12 protein-coding genes are annotated in these 16,492 nt (G+C 67.4%); 5 read left to right on the forward strand and 7 right to left on the reverse strand.

Annotated elements, in window-relative coordinates:
• Positions 1–45 precede the first annotated feature (45 nt).
• Positions 46–945, forward strand: coding sequence for a c-type cytochrome (locus F9Z44_RS02840; protein ID WP_159603397.1), 900 nt, complete (start codon positions 46–48; stop codon positions 943–945).
• A 16-nt stretch (positions 946–961) separates the two neighbouring features.
• Here the strand turns inward: F9Z44_RS02840 and F9Z44_RS02845 are convergent, their stop codons facing one another.
• From F9Z44_RS02845 to maiA, 6 genes are all read right to left on the reverse strand, one after another.
• Positions 962–2,149 (reverse strand): serine hydrolase domain-containing protein, encoded by a 1,188-nt coding sequence (locus tag F9Z44_RS02845; RefSeq protein ID WP_159603399.1) that lies wholly within the window; start codon positions 2,147–2,149, stop codon positions 962–964.
• On the reverse strand, positions 2,150–3,172 hold the full coding sequence (locus F9Z44_RS02850; protein WP_159603401.1) for a methionine synthase: 1,023 nt from the start codon (positions 3,170–3,172) through the stop codon (positions 2,150–2,152).
• An 85-nt stretch (positions 3,173–3,257) separates the two neighbouring features.
• Entirely contained in the window at positions 3,258–3,812 is a 555-nt protein-coding gene (locus F9Z44_RS02855) for an NADPH-dependent FMN reductase (protein ID WP_159603403.1), read from the reverse strand.
• Positions 3,813–3,836: 24 nt separating this feature from the next.
• Positions 3,837–4,841: a Bug family tripartite tricarboxylate transporter substrate binding protein gene (locus F9Z44_RS02860; protein ID WP_159603405.1), complete on the reverse strand. Its 1,005-nt coding sequence runs from the start codon at positions 4,839–4,841 to the stop codon at positions 3,837–3,839.
• A 46-nt stretch (positions 4,842–4,887) separates the two neighbouring features.
• Positions 4,888–5,520, reverse strand: a complete 633-nt coding sequence (locus tag F9Z44_RS02865) for a nuclear transport factor 2 family protein (protein WP_159603407.1) — start codon at positions 5,518–5,520, stop codon at positions 4,888–4,890.
• 162 nt (positions 5,521–5,682) lie between these two features.
• Positions 5,683–6,360, reverse strand: coding sequence for a maleylacetoacetate isomerase (maiA, locus tag F9Z44_RS02870; RefSeq protein WP_159603409.1), 678 nt, complete (start codon positions 6,358–6,360; stop codon positions 5,683–5,685).
• A 198-nt stretch (positions 6,361–6,558) separates the two neighbouring features.
• Between maiA and F9Z44_RS02875 the strand changes: the two genes are divergently transcribed.
• The 3 genes from F9Z44_RS02875 (at position 6,559) to F9Z44_RS02885 (ending at position 9,542) form a co-directional block, all read left to right on the forward strand.
• Positions 6,559–7,788 (forward strand): PQQ-dependent sugar dehydrogenase, encoded by a 1,230-nt coding sequence (locus F9Z44_RS02875; protein WP_159603411.1) that lies wholly within the window; start codon positions 6,559–6,561, stop codon positions 7,786–7,788.
• A gap of 3 nt (positions 7,789–7,791) precedes the next feature.
• The gene (locus F9Z44_RS02880; protein ID WP_236574236.1) at positions 7,792–8,379 is read left to right on the forward strand and encodes a c-type cytochrome; all 588 of its coding nucleotides are present in this window, start codon (positions 7,792–7,794) and stop codon (positions 8,377–8,379) included.
• Positions 8,380–8,444: 65 nt separating this feature from the next.
• Positions 8,445–9,542 carry an IS630 family transposase gene (locus tag F9Z44_RS02885; RefSeq protein WP_159602847.1) on the forward strand — a complete coding sequence of 366 codons (1,098 nt, stop codon included), beginning with the start codon at positions 8,445–8,447 and terminating at the stop codon, positions 9,540–9,542.
• 115 nt (positions 9,543–9,657) lie between these two features.
• On the opposite strand, the gene F9Z44_RS02890 is transcribed toward F9Z44_RS02885, so the two are convergent.
• Complete coding sequence (locus F9Z44_RS02890; RefSeq protein ID WP_159603413.1) at positions 9,658–10,485, reverse strand: response regulator; 828 nt, start codon at positions 10,483–10,485, stop codon at positions 9,658–9,660.
• 201 nt (positions 10,486–10,686) lie between these two features.
• Between F9Z44_RS02890 and F9Z44_RS02895 the strand changes: the two genes are divergently transcribed.
• Positions 10,687–16,401, forward strand: coding sequence for a response regulator (locus F9Z44_RS02895; protein ID WP_159603415.1), 5,715 nt, complete (start codon positions 10,687–10,689; stop codon positions 16,399–16,401).
• Positions 16,402–16,492: the final 91 nt, after the last annotated feature.

Consider the following 16,492-nt stretch of genomic DNA (forward strand, 5'->3'; position numbering starts at 1 on the left):
GGTCCTGGTCATGAAATCTCCTCGGGAACACAACGAGGAGTGAGCATGAACAAGACCTGGGTGCGCGCGCTGCTGGCGGGGCTCGGTGCGCTGGTGATGTTGGCGGTCGGGGCGGGAGCCCTGGGCCTGTACCTGGCGCAGCAGAAGATGCAGCGCCGCGTGGAGCCTCCCGTGCAGCCGGTGGCCTACCGCAGCGACACCACGGCCATCGAGCGTGGCAAGTACCTGTTTGCGTCGCGCGGCTGTGTGGAGTGCCATGGCAGCACCGGCACCGGGCGCGTCTTCGTGGAGGAAGCCAACGGCCTGCGCATCGCCGGCCCCAACATCACCACCGGCGCCGGCGGCATGGTGGCGGCTTACCAGCCGGTGGACTGGGTGCGTAGTATCCGCCACGGCGTGAACCCGCAGGGCCGCGCGCTGATGATCATGCCCAGCGAGGACTACAACCGCTTCACGGACGACGACCTCGCCTCGCTCGTGGCCTATGTGCGTTCGCTGCCCCCCGGAGCGGGGCGGGGCGCGATCGTGGAGCTGCCCTTGCCGGTGCGTGTGCTTTACGGCTTTGGCCTCATCAAGGACGCGGCCGCGCGCATCGACCACAGCTTGCCGCCCCAGCAGCCGGTGCCCGAGGGCGCGACCGCCGCGCACGGCCAGTACGTAGCCAACATGTGCCTGGGCTGCCACGGCGAAGCCCTGGCCGGCGGCAAGATACCGGGTGGTCCACCCGACTGGCCGCCTGCGGCGAACCTCACGCCGGGCGAAGGCAGCGTCATGGGCCGTTACCCCGACGCCGATGCGCTGATTGCGATGTTCCGCTCGGGCAAACGGCCCGACGGTTCGGCCATCCCGGTCATGCCCTTCGGTTCGCTGCGCGAGATGAGCGAGACCGACCTGCGCGCCCTCTACCTCCACCTCAAGGCGCTGCCCCCGCGCCCGCACGGCTGAGCCGCGCGAACCGGGTTCAGTCCACCAGGGCGGCGTAGGCCAGCGTGCGAAACAGCGCGCGGTAGTGCTCGCGCTGGTTGGGTGCTTGCGCGAGGAAGATGCCGAAGAGCTGCTCCGCAGGATCGACGAAGAAGCTGGTGCCCCCGATGCCGCTCCAGTGGTAGGTGCCCACCGAGCCCGGCATGGGCGCCACGCCGGCGGCGGTGCGCACCGCGAACCCAAGGCCGAAGCCATGGCCTGGCGGCAGCAAGGCCGGGTCGTTGCCGGGGATGGTTCCCAGGTGGTCGGCCGTCATGAAGTCCACCGTGCGTGGCCCCAGCAGCCGCACCCCACCCAGCGTGCCCTTGTTGAGCATGAACTGCAGGAAGCGCGCGTAGTCGGCGGCGGTGGACATCAGCCCGCCGCCACCACTCTGCAGCGCCGGCGTTTCGCGCGGGTCGATCAGGCGCAGCGGGATTCCGCCATCGGGATCGTGCGCAAACGGCTCGGCGATGCGGGCGTGGTCGGCCTCGGGCACCACGAACGCCGTGTCGGTCATGCCCAGTGGTGCCAGGATGGCCTGCCGCAGGTGCTCGCCCAGTGGCTGCCCGGTGATCACTTCCACCAGGCGGCCCAGCACGTCGGTGGCGCGGCTGTAGGCCCATTCGCGCCCGGGCTCGAACATCAGGGGCAGGGCCGCGAGCGCGTGGCTGAACTCGGCATTGCTGCGCGAGCGGGTGCCCATGTCTTCCTTCCGGTACATCTGCTGCACGGCGGAGTCGCCGAGGAACTCGTAGGTCAGGCCGGCGGTGTGGCGCAGCAGGTCCTGCACCGTGGCGGGCCGCTGCACCGGGCGCAGCGCCACGCCGGTGGGCGTCTGCACGGCCAGCTGCTGATTCGCGTACTCGCGCAGGTGCAAGTGCACCGGGTCGGCCAGCTTGAGGCGGCCCTGTTCGATCAGCATCATCACCGCCACCGACACGATGGGCTTGGTCATGGAGTAGATGCGGAACACGGCATCGCGCGCCATGGGCGCGTCACGCGCCGGGTCGAGCCGGCCGATGCCCTCCATGAGCGCGATGCGGCCGTGGCGCGCGAGCACCACCACCGCGCCGGGCAGGCGGCCGCGCTCCACGTCGGCCTGCAACACGCCCACCAGGTGGCGCATGCGCTCGGGGCTCAGGCCCAGGTCGGCCAGTTCGGCCGGTGGCAGGGGTGCGCGCATTCAGACCCCGTAGCGTTGGCGCGCCAGCGCGGCGCCCTGGGCCAGCGCTTCGAGCTTGGCCATGGCGACCTCGCGGCTCATGGGCGCGAGACCACAGTTGGTGCAGGCGATCAGGTGTTTTCTGGGCACGTACTTGAGTGCCAGGCCGATGGTGTCGGCCACCTGCTCGGGCGTTTCGATCACGTCGCTGGCCACGTCGATCACGCCCACCATCACGTCCTTGCCTTCGAGCAACTGCATCAGCTCGGGCGGCACGTGCGAGTGGAAACACTCCAGGCTCACCTGCTGGATGCTGCTCCTGGCCAGCGCCGGAAACACCTGTTCGTACTGGCGCCACTCCTCGCCCAGCGTCTGCTTCCAGTCCACATTGGCCTTGATGCCGTAGCCGTAGCAGATGTGGACCGCCGTGGTGCAGGTGAGACCGCGCGCGGCCACTTCGAGCGCGGCCACGCCCCAGTCGGCTGCGTCTTTCATGTAGACGTTGAAGGCCGGTTCGTCGAACTGGATGATGTCCACGCCATCGGCCTGCAGTGCCAGCGCTTCCTGGTTGAGCAGCTCGGCAAAAGCCATCGCCATCTTGACCTTGTCACCGTAGTAGCGGTCGGCCACGGTGTCCACGATGGTCATGGGGCCGGGCAGGGTGAACTTGAGTTTTTTCTTCGTGTGCTTGCGCGCGAGCTGGGCTTCAAACGCGTGCACGCGACCTTTGAGGCGCAAGGGGGCAACCACCTGCGGCACCTGCGCGTCGTAGCGGTTGTTGCGGATGCCCATGGTCACCTTGTGCTCGAAGTCGATGCCCTCGACCTGCTCCACGAAGCCGTGCACGAAGTGCTGGCGCGCCTGCTCGCCGTCACCGATCACGTCCAGGCCCGCGTCCTCCTGCGCCTTGATCCACAGCAGCGTGGCATCGGCCTTGGCTTGTTGCAGCTCGGCGCCTTGCGCCTTCCACTGCGGCCAGAGTTTTTCGGTTTCGGCCAGCCAGGCCGGTTTGGGCAGGCTGCCTGCGATTGCGGTGTCGAACATGGTGTCTCCGGTGTTTTGAAAGGCCGGTGAATCTTAATCAGACCATGTGGTTTTTGCTGTCGCGGGGGCTTGGCCCCGCGGACCTTCAGCGCGGCGCCACGCGCTCGGCCAGCGTGCGCAAGGCCACCAGCTGCTCGCCGATGAACTTGGCCGTGGTCTCGTCGGTCAGCTCGCCTTCGGCGTTGAACTTGCTGCCCGAGTGGCTGATGAAGACCTCGGGTTTGTTCAGTGTGAAGGCATTGAGGAACACCATCACCTGGCGCAGGTGGTACTGCACGCGGGCCGTGCCCACCGGGCCAGGGCTCGCCCCCAGGATGGCCACCGGTTTGCCGTCGAATGGTGGCGTGGGTGGGCGCGACATCCAGTCCAGCGTGTTCTTGAGCACGCCGGGGATGGAGAAGTTGTATTCGGGCGTGGCGATCAGCACCGCGTCGGCAGCGGCGATCTTCGCCTTGAGGGCGCTCACCGACGCGGGCTCGCCGGCCGCGCGCACGTCGTCGTTGTAGAGCGGGATGTCGGCGATGTCGACGATCTCGATCGCCATGCCCTCGGGCGCCAGGCGCTGCGCGGCGCGCAGCGCCATGGTGTTGGTGGAACTCTTGCGAAGGCTGCCGGAGATGGCAACGACTTGAAACGTCATGGGGTTTCCTGAAGGTGAAGAAAATCAGTCGAGCGAGATGTTGGCCGCGCGGATGAGCGAAGTCCAGCGATCCACGTCGCGCCTGAGCATGGCAGATGTCTGCTCCACGCTGATCGTCATGGGCTTGCCGCCGGCCTTGGTGAAGACCTCGCGCAGTTCGGGATCGGCGATCACGGCGGCCAGTTCGGTGCGCAGGCGCTGCAGGGCCTGCGGCGGCGTGCCGCGCGGTGCAAAGAAGCCGAACCACGATTCGAGATCGAGCCTGGCCACACCGGTCTCGTTGAGCGTGGGCACGGTGGGCTGCATGGCGTTGCGCTCGGCGCCCGAGACCGCGAGCGGGAACACCTTGCCCGACTCGATGTGCGCGCGGGTGGTGGGCGTGAGGTCGAAGAACATGTCGACCCGGCCACCGAGCAGGTCGGTGTAGGCGGCTTGGGCGCCACGGTAGGGCACATGGGTGATCTCCACGCCGGCGAGTTGCCAGAGCGCGGCGGCCAGCACGTGCTGGCCCGAACCGTTGCCTGCCGAGGCGTAGGTGAGCTTGCCGGGGTTGGCTTTGGCGTGCGCCACCACCTCGGCCAGCGTCTTGAACGGCAGGTCCGCGCGGGCGATCAGCGTGTAGCTATAGCTCACCGCCAGGCCCACGGGTTCAAAGTCGCGCAGGCTGTCGTAGGCGAGGGTTTTGTACAGCCCCATGTTGAGCACCATGTTCGACACCGAACCGGTGAGCAGGGTGTAGCCGTCGGGTGCTGCCTTGGCCGCCGCGTCGGTGCCGATCAACGTGCCCGAACCGGTGCGGTTCTCCACCACCACCGGCTGGCCCAGGCGTTTGGCCAGGCGCTCGCCGAGGGCGCGCGCCACGAAGTCAAAGCCGCCGCCCGGTGGCTGCGGCACGATCACGCGCAGCGAGCGCGAAGGGAAGTCGGCCTGCGCCCAGGCCGCTGGCGCGAACACGCCCAGCAGGCAGGCCGCGGGCAGGGCGGCCACCAGGTGGCGGCGCGAGGTCGAGAGGGCGTGGTGGTCTGGCATGTCTGTCTCCTGTCTTGTTGTGAACCGATGCGGCGGGGACGCGGACTCAGTCGGGGTTGATCTCCCGCTCCAGCGGGCCACCGGCCAGCCAGGCTGCGCCACGGCGGTACAGGTCCTGCACCTGCTCGCCCTTGAGCATGGGCATGTCGAGCTTGACCGTGTAGCCGATGCGGGTCTGGATGTAGGCGAGGTGGCGGTAGCCCTCGGGGAAACCGGCCAGGGCCCGCTGGTCCAGCGAGAGCTGGGCGGCGGGGTCGACTGCGTCGATGCGGTCCTTCTCGTAGATGGGCTGGCGGTGCAGCAGCTTCCACTGGCCGTCGACCTTCACCACGAAGTCGTAGAAACGGCCGGTGCACACCACGTCGCACAGCACCGGGCCACTTTCACCCTCGACCATGCCGCGCTGCGAGATCGTCATCTTGGTCTGCGCGATTGCGCGGTCCCCGGCCACTTCAATGGCCGAGCCACCCAGGAAATGCAGGATGCTCACGCCCTTGGCCCAGCCCTCTTGAGTGACGCGGATGAAGTCCGCAAACGGCCCCTGGAACCAGGTGGCCATCATCACGCCCTGCGGGTGCCAGACGGTGGCGAAACGCGCCCAGTCGCCAGCGTCGCGCCACACCGCCCAACGCTCCACCATCTGGCGGATCAGCAACTGGTCGTTCAGGTCTTCGTTCATGTGGTGTCTCCTCGTTTGTTGTGGTGGCATGCGGCAGCGCGCACGCAGGCCCGGGCCAACGCCGGGCGTTGGCGCACTGTATGTCGATCACAAGAGGGAATGAACCCCCGGGCTGGAAATCAAATTTGCAGAAACTGCAAAACCCGGAGTGACACGGGCGGGTCAGGCCTTCGGTGCGCCGGCCTGCAGGCCGGGGGCGGCGCGCGCGAATGCGTCGAGCTGCTCGCAGGCCGCCATGATGCGTTGCACGTTGGGGATGTCGGGTACCTCGATCTTGAAGAGGCGCGTCATGACCACGATGCTGGCCAGGCAGATGTCGGCCACCGTGGGCGTGTGGCCGTGGCAGAAGGTGCCGGTCCCGGGTTCGCTGGCCAGGCGTTGCTCCAGCGCCTGCAGGCCGGTGCCGAACCACTGGATCTGCCAGGCGCGCCAGGCGGCCTCGTCAAAGCCGCCCACGCTGGTGAGGTACTTCTTCACCCGGGGCGTGATCAGCGGGTGCGTGTCGGCGGCCAGCAGGGCGGCGAGCGAGCGCACGCGGGCACGGCCATGGGCATCGGCTGGCAGCAGGGCCGGCGTGGGATGGGTTTCCTCGATGAATTCGAGGATGGCGAGCGACTGCGTGATGGGGGTGTGCGGCTGGTCGGGCGCGTGGTCGATCAGCGCCGGGATCGCCCCCATGGGATTGATCTTGAGGAAGGCCGCGCCGCGCTGCTCGCCGGCTTCCAGATTGACGTTGATCTCGTTGGGCTGCACGCCCTTGAGGTTGAACGCCACGCGCACGCGGTAGGTGGCCGAGGTGCGCCAGAAAGCGTAGAGGTCGAAGCGTGCGGTGTCCGTCATGGGGTGTCCTGCGGGTTGGGATGAGGGTCGATGCACTGTAGCCGCAGTGCAGCATCGAAGTCGCTTCACAGGCCTTGGTGCGACCGTTACCATGCTCACAATCGCGCCGCTTCGGAGAAGCTGGCGAGGTCGGGTGTGGCCCTTCGCCCGTGCTTCGTTGCTCAAAGTGCCTCATCAAAAATTCACAGGAGACAAGACATGAACCCCCTTCACCGCATGACTTCGGTGGCGCTTGCCATGGGCCTCGCACTGGGCGCTGGTGCCGCGCTGGCGCAGACCGCCGCTCCCGCCGCCGCGCCGGCACCCGCCTGGAAACAGGGCATGCCCGAGAGCATGGCCACCTCCACGCTGGCGCCGCTGGCCGGCAAGAACACGGCCACCGCAGCGGCCGACATCCCGGTCGACAAGATCAAGCTGCCACCGGGCTTCAAGGCCGAGATCTGGGCCACCGGCCTGCCTGGTGGACGCGCCATGACGCAGGGTGACGAGGGCAAGATCTACGTGGGCACGCGTGGCCTGGGCCGCGTGTACGAGGTGTCCGACAACGGCACCTCACGCAGCGTGCGCACCGTGGTTGACAAGCTCAACCAGCCCGCCGGCGTGGCCTGGAACAAGGGCTCGCTGTACGTCATGGCCATCGACAAGGTGCTGCGCTTCGACGGCATTGCCACCAACCCCGCCGCCGTGCCGGTGGACATGACGGCCGCCTTCAACTTGCCCAAGGAGCAGCACCACAACTGGAAGTTCATCGCCTTTGGCCCGGACGGCAAGCTCTACGTGCCCTTCGGCGCGCCGTGCAACATCTGCGCGCTGCCCTCGCCCGAGTACGCCCAGATCCGCCGCTACAACCCCGACGGCTCGGGCATGGAGGTGGTGGCCACCGGCGTGCGCAACAGCGTGGGCTTTGACTGGCACCCCGGCACGCAGGAACTCTGGTTCAGCAACCACGGCCGCGACTGGCTGGGTGACGACACGCCCAACGACACCGTCAACCGCATGCACAAGGTCGGCCTGAACTTCGGCTTCCCCTCCTGCCACCAGGGCAACCTGCCGGACCCCGACGTGAAGAAAGACAACGCCTGTGCCGGCGTCGAACAACCCGTGGCGCTGATGGGCCCGCACGCCGCCAGCATGGGCATGACCTTCTACACCGGCAACATGTTTCCGCCTGAGTACAAGGGCGTGTTGTTCAACGCGCGCAAGGGTTCGTGGAACCGCACCAAGAAGATCGGCTACGACATCGTGATGGTCAAGGCCAGCGCCGATGGCAAGAACAGCCAGGTGGTGCCGTTCATGACCGGCTTCATGAACGAAGCCGACCAGTCGTTCTGGGGCCGCCCGGCGTACATGCTGCAGATGAAAGACGGCTCGCTGCTGGTGTCTGACGAGCAGCTGGGCGCGATCTACCGCGTCTCGTACGCGAAATAAGCCATGGTGAAGATGTCACTTGCGCGGGGAGTGCCTGCACTCCTGGGGCTGGTTCTGTGGGTCGGCTCCCCGGCGTGGGCGCAAGACATCTCGGCGCGCTTGATGGCCTGCGCGGCCTGCCACGGGGCGGACGGCAACTCGCGCTTGCCCAACATCCCGTCGCTGGCCGGGCAGCCCAAGGTGTTCGTTGAAAACCAGCTCGTGATCATCCGCGAGGGGCTGCGCGAGATCCCGGCCATGAAGGGCCTGCTCGACGGTGTGAGCGACGCGGAGATCACCGCCATGGCGGTGCACTTTGCCAAGCTGCCGGCGCGCAGCGTGCCGCCACCGGGCGACCCCGAGCTCCTGGCGCAGGGCAAGGTGCTGGCCGAGGGCATGCGCTGCGGCATCTGCCACCTGCCGGACTACCGCGGGCGCGAACAGATGCCGCGACTGGCCGGGCAGCGCGAGGACTACCTGCTGTACTCGATGCAACAGTTCAAGAACAACCAGGCCATCGGGCGCGACACCATCATGGCCGCCTCGCTGTATGGCGTGTCCGACGCCGACATCAAGTCACTGGCGCATTTCCTGGCGCGCGTGGCGCCCTAGTGTCCTGTCCCGTTAATTCGTAGGCACAGAAACTGCATGGGATGAAGCATCCTTGGAGATGCCCTATGCCCAACGCATACACCCGTACCAATGTGGTCACGCTGACCGAGATGGAGCGTGCCGAATTGACCTCGATGGCGAGATCGCGCTCGCTGCCTGCTGCCCTTGCCTTGAGAGCGCGGATTGTGCTGGCCTGTGAAGGATCGGACATTGCGAGCACGCAGGTTGCCAAAGCGCTAGGGCTGGATCGAAACACGGTGAACAAGTGGCGCGGTCGGTATGTGCGAGATCGCATCGCTGGTCTGTACGATGAGTTGCGCCCGGGACGGCCGCGCACGGTCGATGATGAGCGAGTCGCGCAGCTGATCACCAAGACATTGCACACCAAGCCTGCAGATGGCTCGACGCACTGGAGCACTCGGGGCTTGGCGGGCGAGACAGGCATCAGCAAGAGCACGGTGGCGCGCTACCTGCAGGCGTTCCAACTCAAGCCGCACCGTGTGGAGAGCTTCAAGTTGTCGACCGATCCCCTGTTCATCGAGAAGCTTCGCGATGTGGTCGGGCTGTACCTGAATCCTCCTGAGAACGCGCTGGTGCTATGCGTCGATGAGAAAAGTCAGTGCCAAGCGTTGGAGCGCACTCAGCCCATGCTGCCGATGGGGTTGGGCTATGTGGAAGGCGTGACCCACGACTATGTGCGCCATGGAACGACCACGCTGTTTGCCGCGCTCAACGTGATGAATGGGCAGGTGCTGGCGCAATGCCGCCCGAGGCACCGGCACCAGGAGTTTCTGGACTTCCTGCGCACGATCGACAAGGCGGTGCCGCAGGCACTGGACGTGCACTGCATCGCCGACAACTACGCCAGCCACAAGCACCCGAAGGTGCGCGCCTGGCTCGCACAGCGGCCACGCTGGCATATGCACTTCGTGCCGACCTACTCGAGCTGGCTCAATCAGGTCGAACGCTTCTTCGCCATCATCACCGACAAGGCGATCCGTCGCGGCTCGTTCAAAAGCGTCAAGGAGCTGACGAACAAGATCAACTCATTCGTCAGTCAATACAACGAGAACTGCAAGCCCTTCACCTGGATGGCAACAGCCGACTCGATCCTCGAAAAGCTCGCCCGGCTATGCGGACGAATTAACGGGACAGGACACTAGCCGCGAAGCGGCGGAGCGTGGGGGTGGGAACAGACCCGCCGCCGGGCCGCCCCAAGGCGGGGCCAGCCCCCTCGGGGGGCAGCGACCCGCGAAGCGGCTGAGCGTGGGGGCTACCTCAAGCCTGCGCGTCGCTCAGGGTCACCAGCAGCTGGATCACCTCGGCGCACTCTTCCTCGATGCGGGCGATGCGGTGGGACACGGCCGGTGACAGGGTCTTCTGGTCGGTGTGGCGGATCGATTCGGTCTGCTCCAGGATGGCCGACATGCGCTCGAAGAGCTCCGAGGTGATCTGGTCGGTGCCCTGTGCGACCTGGGGCTTGGGCGGGGTCGCCTGCTTCACCGGCTTCAGTGGCTTCACCGGCGTGGGTGGCAGGTTCAGCAGGGGCAAGGGTGTGGTGAACGCTTCCAGGATGTCGGTCGGTGCGAAATCGGACTCTTGGGCCGCCCGCGGGCTCTGTGGGGGGCGGCGAACATCGGCTTCGGCGGCACGCCCGGTCTTGCTGGTGAAGTCGCCACGGTCCGAAAAACTGAGCTCGATCGTCTCGACCTGCTGGTTGATCAGCTGATCGACACGCTCGCGCACTTCGGCCCGGTTGACCGGCTTGAGGAAGAAGTCCACCGCGCCAAGCTCCATCGCCCGGCGGCGAAAGCTTTCTTCGGTGTGCGAGGTCACCATGATCACCTGCGTGCCCTGCGTCCTGGGGTTTTGCAGCATGCGCTGCATCACCTCGTAGCCGTTCAGGTCGGGCATGTCGACGTCGATCAGCATCAGGTCGGGCTGGTGCGCGTCGAGTTTTTTCAGGGCGTCTTCACCGCGCACCGAGAAATACAGCTGAGCACAGTCCATCAGTGTGCGCGCAAGCACATGCACCATGGTCGGATCGTCATCGACGATCAGCACCCGGCGGCGTTCGGGTGTGGCATTGGGGGTTGACGGGTTCACTGGTTCTCCAGTTGGTTGAGGTGCTGATGCTCCGCCTTTGAGCGGCAAGAAAAGCCCGGAAAAGCGGCACCGGCCACCCGCAAATCACCGCATCGGCGGCGTGATCGCCGCAACTGGGGGTTGCAGTGGCACTTATTCAGGGCTTTGGCCGCAGGCCGCGGCAAGACACTGGAGTGTCCTGATCCATCAGATTCCGCACCCATGAACCCAGACCAGCTCACTCGCCAGAGGACCCTCGCCACCTTCAGCCTGACCGTGGCGATCGTCTGCCTGGGCCTGATCGTCAGTGGCCTGGGCGCCTGGTCCATGGCGCGCCGCACACTGGCCGATGCCCAGACCGACTTTGCGCGCAAGAGCGAACTGATCACCAACGAGATCATGCAGCGCCTGACCTCGCCGGTGTATGGCCTCAAGGGCGCGCGCGGGGCCTACGCGGCCAGTGACCGCGTTGACCGCGGCGAGTTCAAGGCTTTCGTGGAGTCGATGGAGTTGCGGCGCGAGTTTCCCGGCAACCGGGGCTTTGGCTGGGTGGATCGCGTGGAGCGCAGGAACCTGCCCGGCTACCTGCGCGAGGTGGGTGCGGGCGACACACCGGGCCTGGCCATCCGTGCCCTCAGCGAAAATGCGCGCGATGTGCTCTATGTGGTGCGCTACATCGAGCCTCTGGCGCTCAGCCCCGACGCCCCGGGCGTCGACCTGGGCAGCGACTCCCGCGCACGCCTGGCGATCGAGCGGGCGATCGACTCCGGTGAGGCCACCCTCAGTCCCCCCGTGCCCCTGACGCGCGAGGGCGAGCGTTCACCGGGCTTGTTGATGTTCGTGCCGGTCTATGCCGGGGGCGTGGCGCCGGGCACCGAGGTCGAGCGCCGGGAGCAGCTCAAGGGGGTGTTGTACGCCCCGCTGGTTGCCAGGGAACTGTTTGCCGGCATCACTGGCGTGACCGACGACCTGATCACGGTCCAGTTGTATGGGGGCCATGCCGAGCCTTCGCTGGAGAGCTGGATCATGGGCTTTCATGCCATCCAGGGCGGCCAGGGCATTGGTCGCACGCCCGAGCCCCGGATGCCCCAGGCGGCGGCCTATACCCAGCAGTTGCGCTTCGAGGTGTTCGGGCAGCAGTTCGTGCTGCACACCAGCAGCACGAACGCCTTCGAAGCCACACTGAACCAGCTGCCGGCCTACGTGGTGCTCGGGGTGGGCCTGCTGCTCACGCTGCTGCTGGCGTGGATGTCCACCCAGTCGGTGCGTGCGCGGCTGAGGGCCGAGGCGCTGGCGCGCTCGATGACGATCAACCTCGAACGCCTGGCGGTGGTGGCACGGCGGACATCCAACGCGGTGGTGATCACCGACACGACGCGCCGCATCACCTGGGTCAACGACGGCTTCGAGCGCATCACCGGTTACAGCATGGGTGAGGTGGTGGGGCGCCGACCCGGCGAATTCGTGCAGTTCGAAGGGACCGACGTGCTGCAGCTGGCCCGCATCAGGGACACCCTGAACGCGGAGCTGCCCTTCCATGGTGAGCTGCTCAACCGCAGCAAGTCCGGCCGGGAATACTGGATCGAGCTGGAAATCCAGCCCCTGAAATCCGAGTCGGGTGAATTCATGGGCTTCATGGCGATCCAGAACGACGTCACCGAACGCCGCCAGAGTGCAGAGGCATTGCAGGCGAGCCAGGCGCTCCTGGACCGCACCGGGCGCATCGGAGGCGTGGGTGGCTGGTCGATGGACCTGGCCACCCGGGAGATCCGCTGGACGGACCAGACCTGCCGCATCCACGACTGCGAGCCCGGGCGCCAGCCCACGCTGAAGGAGGCCTTGTCGTTTTACCCGGCCCGGGCGCGGGTCGAGATTGAAGCCGGCTTCAAGCAGGCACTGGAAACCGGGCTGGCGTTCGACTTCGAACTGCCGCTGGTCACCGCCGTGGGTCGGGCGATCTGGGTGCGCGTGGTGGGGCAGCTCGATGTGCGTGACGGCGTGGCGCGCAGCCTGGTCGGCGCGATGCAGGACATCACCGCCGCCAAGCATCTGTCGGAAGCCATGGAGCGCAGCAACGAACTGCTCACCCAAGTCATCGAAAGCCTGCCGTGCGCGCTCAGCGTGATCGACGCCGACGGCCGCCTGCAGGTGGCCAACACCGAGTTTGGCCGCCTCTTTGGCCTGCCTGCCCACCTGTGCCAGCCTGGCGTGAGCCGGTTCGAGGACATCGTGCGTTTCAATGTGGAGCGGGGCGACTTCGGCCCCGGCGACGTTGAACAGCAGATACGTGAATTGGTTCATGCGGCGCAGACAACGGGTCGCAATCAGCTCACCGAACGCACCCTGCCGGGCGGGGAGGTGATCGAACTGCGACGGGGCCAGATGAGCCAGGGCGGCTTCGTGAGCACCTACGCGGACATCTCCGCGCGCCGCGAAGCCGAGGCGCAAGCCCGCCGCTCCAACGAGCTCATGTCCAGCGCGCTCGAAGTCACCGGCGCCGGCGTGGTGATCTTCGACGCGGACGACGAACTGGTGTTCTGCAACGACCGCTACCGCGAGCTCTACCACGAGATCAACGACCTGCTCAAACCGGGCGTGAAGTTCGAGACCGTCGTGCGCGCCAGCCTGGCGCTGCACGAGCCGCCCGCGGCGCGCGGGCGCAACGAGGAGTGGGTCGCGCAGCGGGTGCGCGACCACCGCCATGGCGGCGACTGGGAGCGCGGCATTCCCGACGGGCGCACGCTGCGGGTGGTGGAACGCGCCATGCCCGATGGCCACGTGGTGAGCTTCCGTTTCGACATCACCCAGGTCATCCAGGCGGCCCAGGCCGCCGAGGCGGCCTCGCAGGCCAAGAGCCAGTTCCTGGCCAACATGAGCCACGAGATCCGCACACCGATGAACGCCATCCTGGGCATGCTCTCGCTGCTCCAGCGAACCGGGCTCACGCCTCGCCAGCTCGACTACACCAGCAAGACCGAAAACGCGGCGCGCTCGTTGCTTGGCCTGCTCAACGACATCCTGGATTTCTCCAAGGTCGAGGCCGGCAAGCTCACGCTCGACCCCCATCCGTTCGAGGTCGATCGCCTGTTCCGCGAGCTGGCGGTGGTGCTCTCGGCCAGCGTGGGGGAGAAGGAAATCGAGGTGTTGTTCGACATCGACCCGGCCGTGCCACCGGTGCTGCTGGGCGACGCCTTGCGCCTGCGCCAGATCCTGGTGAACCTGGCGGGCAACGCGATCAAGTTCACCGAATTTGGCGAGGTGGTGATCTCGCTGCAAGCCCGGCACACCGGCGCTTCCCAGGTGATGCTGGACGTGAGCGTGCGCGACACCGGCATCGGCATTGCGCCGGAGAACCAGGCGCGCATTTTTGCGGGCTTCACCCAGGCCGAGGCCACCACCACACGCCGTTTTGGCGGTACCGGCCTGGGGCTGGTGATCTGCCAGCGGCTGGTGGCCCTCATGGGTGGGGAGCTGGCGCTGCACAGCGAACTCGGGCGCGGCACGGAGTTCCGCTTTTCCGTGGCGCTGGACGTGCCTGTGCTGCTGGTGGACGAAGGCAGTGTTGCACCCGGCACGCCGGTGCTGGACGTGCTGATCGTGGACGACAACGACATCGCCCGAGACACGCTCGCCGTGATGGCACAGGCCAACGGGTGGCGGGCCGAGAAGGTGGCCAGTGGCGAGCAGGCCATCGAGCGGCTGGCGCAGGCGCGGCGCAGCGGGCGGCGCTATGACGCCGTGTTCATGGACTGGCACATGCCCGGTCTGGACGGCTGGGAGTCAGCACGCCAGCTCAAGTCGGCGCCACTGTGCGATGCCCTGGACCTGCTGATCATGGTCACGGCCCACGGCCGCGAACTGCTGGAGCGCCAGGACCTGGCGGAGAAGAGCCTGCTCGACGGCTACCTGATCAAGCCTGTGACCGGCTCCATGCTGGTCGATGCCGTGAAGGCGGCCCGCGACGAGCGCGACGGCGTGCTGGCGCCCGCCGCCCGAGCGCAACGCCTCGGCGTGCTGGAGGGCATGCGCATCCTGCTGGTGGAGGACAACGAGACCAACCAGCAAGTGGCCTGCGAGCTGCTTGCCGGCGAGGGTGCGCGCGTCACGGTGGCGGGCAATGGTCAGGTCGCGGTCGACATGCTGGCGGCCGACAGCGCGGCCTTCGAGCTGGTGCTCATGGACGTGCAGATGCCCGTGATGGACGGCTACACCGCCACGCGCTGCATTCGCGATGAACTCGGCCTGCGCGCGCTGCCCGTGATCGCCATGACCGCCAACGCCATGGCCAGCGACCGCGAGGCCTGTCTGCAGGCGGGCATGAGCGACCACGTGGGCAAACCGTTTGACCTGGCCCAGTTGCTGCGAACCATCCGGCAGCACATCCCGCATGCAGCGGACCAGCAGGCGCTCGCGCCACCAGTGGCCGACGAGGTGCCCGCGCCCGCCACGTGTGATGCACCCGCCGCCGCGCTGGCGCTGGCCCGCGTGCAGGGCGTGGAGCTGACGGCCGCGCTCGGTCGCCTGGGCGGCAGCACCAAGGCCTACGCCCGCTTTCTGGAACGATTCATCGAAGACCATCCCCGGCAGATCACCGAGCTGCAGACCCGCCTGGCGGCGGACGATTTCAAGTCGAGCGCGCGCGTGGCCCACACCCTCAAGGGACTGGCGGGCACCCTGGGCATCACACCGCTGGTGGAACTCAGCTTCCGGGCCGAGAAGGCGCTGGCCGCCGCTCGCATGGCCGCCCACGTGGAAGAGCCCCTGAAGCGGCTGGTCGACTTCAGCCTCGATGGCCTGGTGGCGCTGCTCGCGGCCTTGCGGGAGCCGGTGTCCCGGCCCCAGGGCGAGCCCACCACCCCGACCCCGGCGGCGAGCGCACGAAACGACCTGAACGACCTGCACATTCTGGTGGTGGACGACAGCGACATCCAGCTGGCCGTGACCAGCCATCAGCTGGAGCAGCTGGGGGCGCAGGCCACCTGTGCGGCGTCGGGCGAAGAGGCACTGGATCAGCTCAGGCGATGGCCCCAGCGCTTCGACGTGGTGTTGATGGACGTGCAGATGCCCGAGATGGACGGCCTGGAAACCACCCGGCGCATCCGCGACGAGCTGGCGCTGGCGCACCTGCCCGTGATCGCCCTGAGTGCGGGCACGAACACCGAAGACCGCGACCAGGCGATGGCCGCGGGCATGAACGATTACCTCCACAAACAGCTCAACCCCCGGCAGCTGCCGGGCCTGCTGCGCGAGCACATCGAGCGCGCGCGCGGCGGCACCTGGCTGGCGCTGGTGGACGACCCGGTGCCACCGCTGCCCACGCCGGTGGCCGTTGCGCCGGACGACGGGACCTGGGCCGCCGTGAGCTGCATCGATCACCGCGCTGCCCTGGAGCGCATGGGCGGTGACCAGGCGTTGCTGCTGAATGCCCTGCGCCGCATGCTGGAAGAGTTCGGCCCGCTTCGGCACACGCCAGCGCCCGCCGGCCTGGATGCAGCCGCGCGCACTGCGCTGGCCTCGCACATGCACAAGCTCAAAGGGGTGGCCGGTCTGGTGGAGGCGCGACGCATCTACACCGTGGCGCGTGGCCTCGAAGATCTTTTGCGCGCGCAGGCGCCCGAGCGTTCGGTGGTGTTGCTGTGGCAGCCGTTGCGCGAGGCCATGGCCGAACTCGAAGACAGCGTGCGCGGGCTGCGCGCCACGGTCGTTGCACCTGCGCCGACCGCGCACGATGGCCCGGCGATAGGGGACGAGGCGCTGGCGGCGTTTCGCCGGATGCTGCTGGGCCAGGACCTGGATGCGCTCGCGTTCTTTGCCGAGCACCAGGCCGCCCTGAGCGCTCGCCTGGGCACGGACGCGGTGCAGCGCATGGAGCGCTTGCTCGACGCGCTGGACTTCGAGGGCGCGGCCGAACTCGTCGGTCAGGCCAGCATCGTCTGAGGGTGGGCCGCCCCGGGTTGTGACGAAACGGAACAACCCGCCGTCAGGGAAAGTCCGGGCGTGTGGGCGCTGCCTGGGCGGGCCATGATCC

The sequence above is a fragment of the Hydrogenophaga sp. PBL-H3 genome (genome assembly GCF_010104355.1).
Classification (GTDB): Bacteria; Pseudomonadota; Gammaproteobacteria; order Burkholderiales; family Burkholderiaceae_C; genus Hydrogenophaga.

Excerpts from the sequence above, each read along its gene's own strand:
- F9Z44_RS02860 (WP_159603405.1), bottom strand. The coding sequence starts at position 4,841 with ATGCCAGACCACCACGCCCTCTCGACCTCGCGCCGCCACCTGGTGGCC.
- F9Z44_RS02885 (WP_159602847.1), top strand. The coding sequence starts at position 8,445 with ATGCCCAACGCATACACCCGTACCAATGTGGTCACGCTGACCGAGATG.
- F9Z44_RS02875 (WP_159603411.1), top strand. The coding sequence starts at position 6,559 with ATGAACCCCCTTCACCGCATGACTTCGGTGGCGCTTGCCATGGGCCTC.
- F9Z44_RS02850 (WP_159603401.1), bottom strand. The coding sequence starts at position 3,172 with ATGTTCGACACCGCAATCGCAGGCAGCCTGCCCAAACCGGCCTGGCTG.
- F9Z44_RS02895 (WP_159603415.1), top strand. The coding sequence starts at position 10,687 with ATGAACCCAGACCAGCTCACTCGCCAGAGGACCCTCGCCACCTTCAGC.
- F9Z44_RS02845 (WP_159603399.1), bottom strand. The coding sequence starts at position 2,149 with ATGCGCGCACCCCTGCCACCGGCCGAACTGGCCGACCTGGGCCTGAGC.
- maiA (WP_159603409.1), bottom strand. The coding sequence starts at position 6,360 with ATGACGGACACCGCACGCTTCGACCTCTACGCTTTCTGGCGCACCTCG.
- F9Z44_RS02840 (WP_159603397.1), top strand. The coding sequence starts at position 46 with ATGAACAAGACCTGGGTGCGCGCGCTGCTGGCGGGGCTCGGTGCGCTG.
- F9Z44_RS02865 (WP_159603407.1), bottom strand. The coding sequence starts at position 5,520 with ATGAACGAAGACCTGAACGACCAGTTGCTGATCCGCCAGATGGTGGAG.
- F9Z44_RS02880 (WP_236574236.1), top strand. The coding sequence starts at position 7,792 with ATGGTGAAGATGTCACTTGCGCGGGGAGTGCCTGCACTCCTGGGGCTG.
- F9Z44_RS02855 (WP_159603403.1), bottom strand. The coding sequence starts at position 3,812 with ATGACGTTTCAAGTCGTTGCCATCTCCGGCAGCCTTCGCAAGAGTTCC.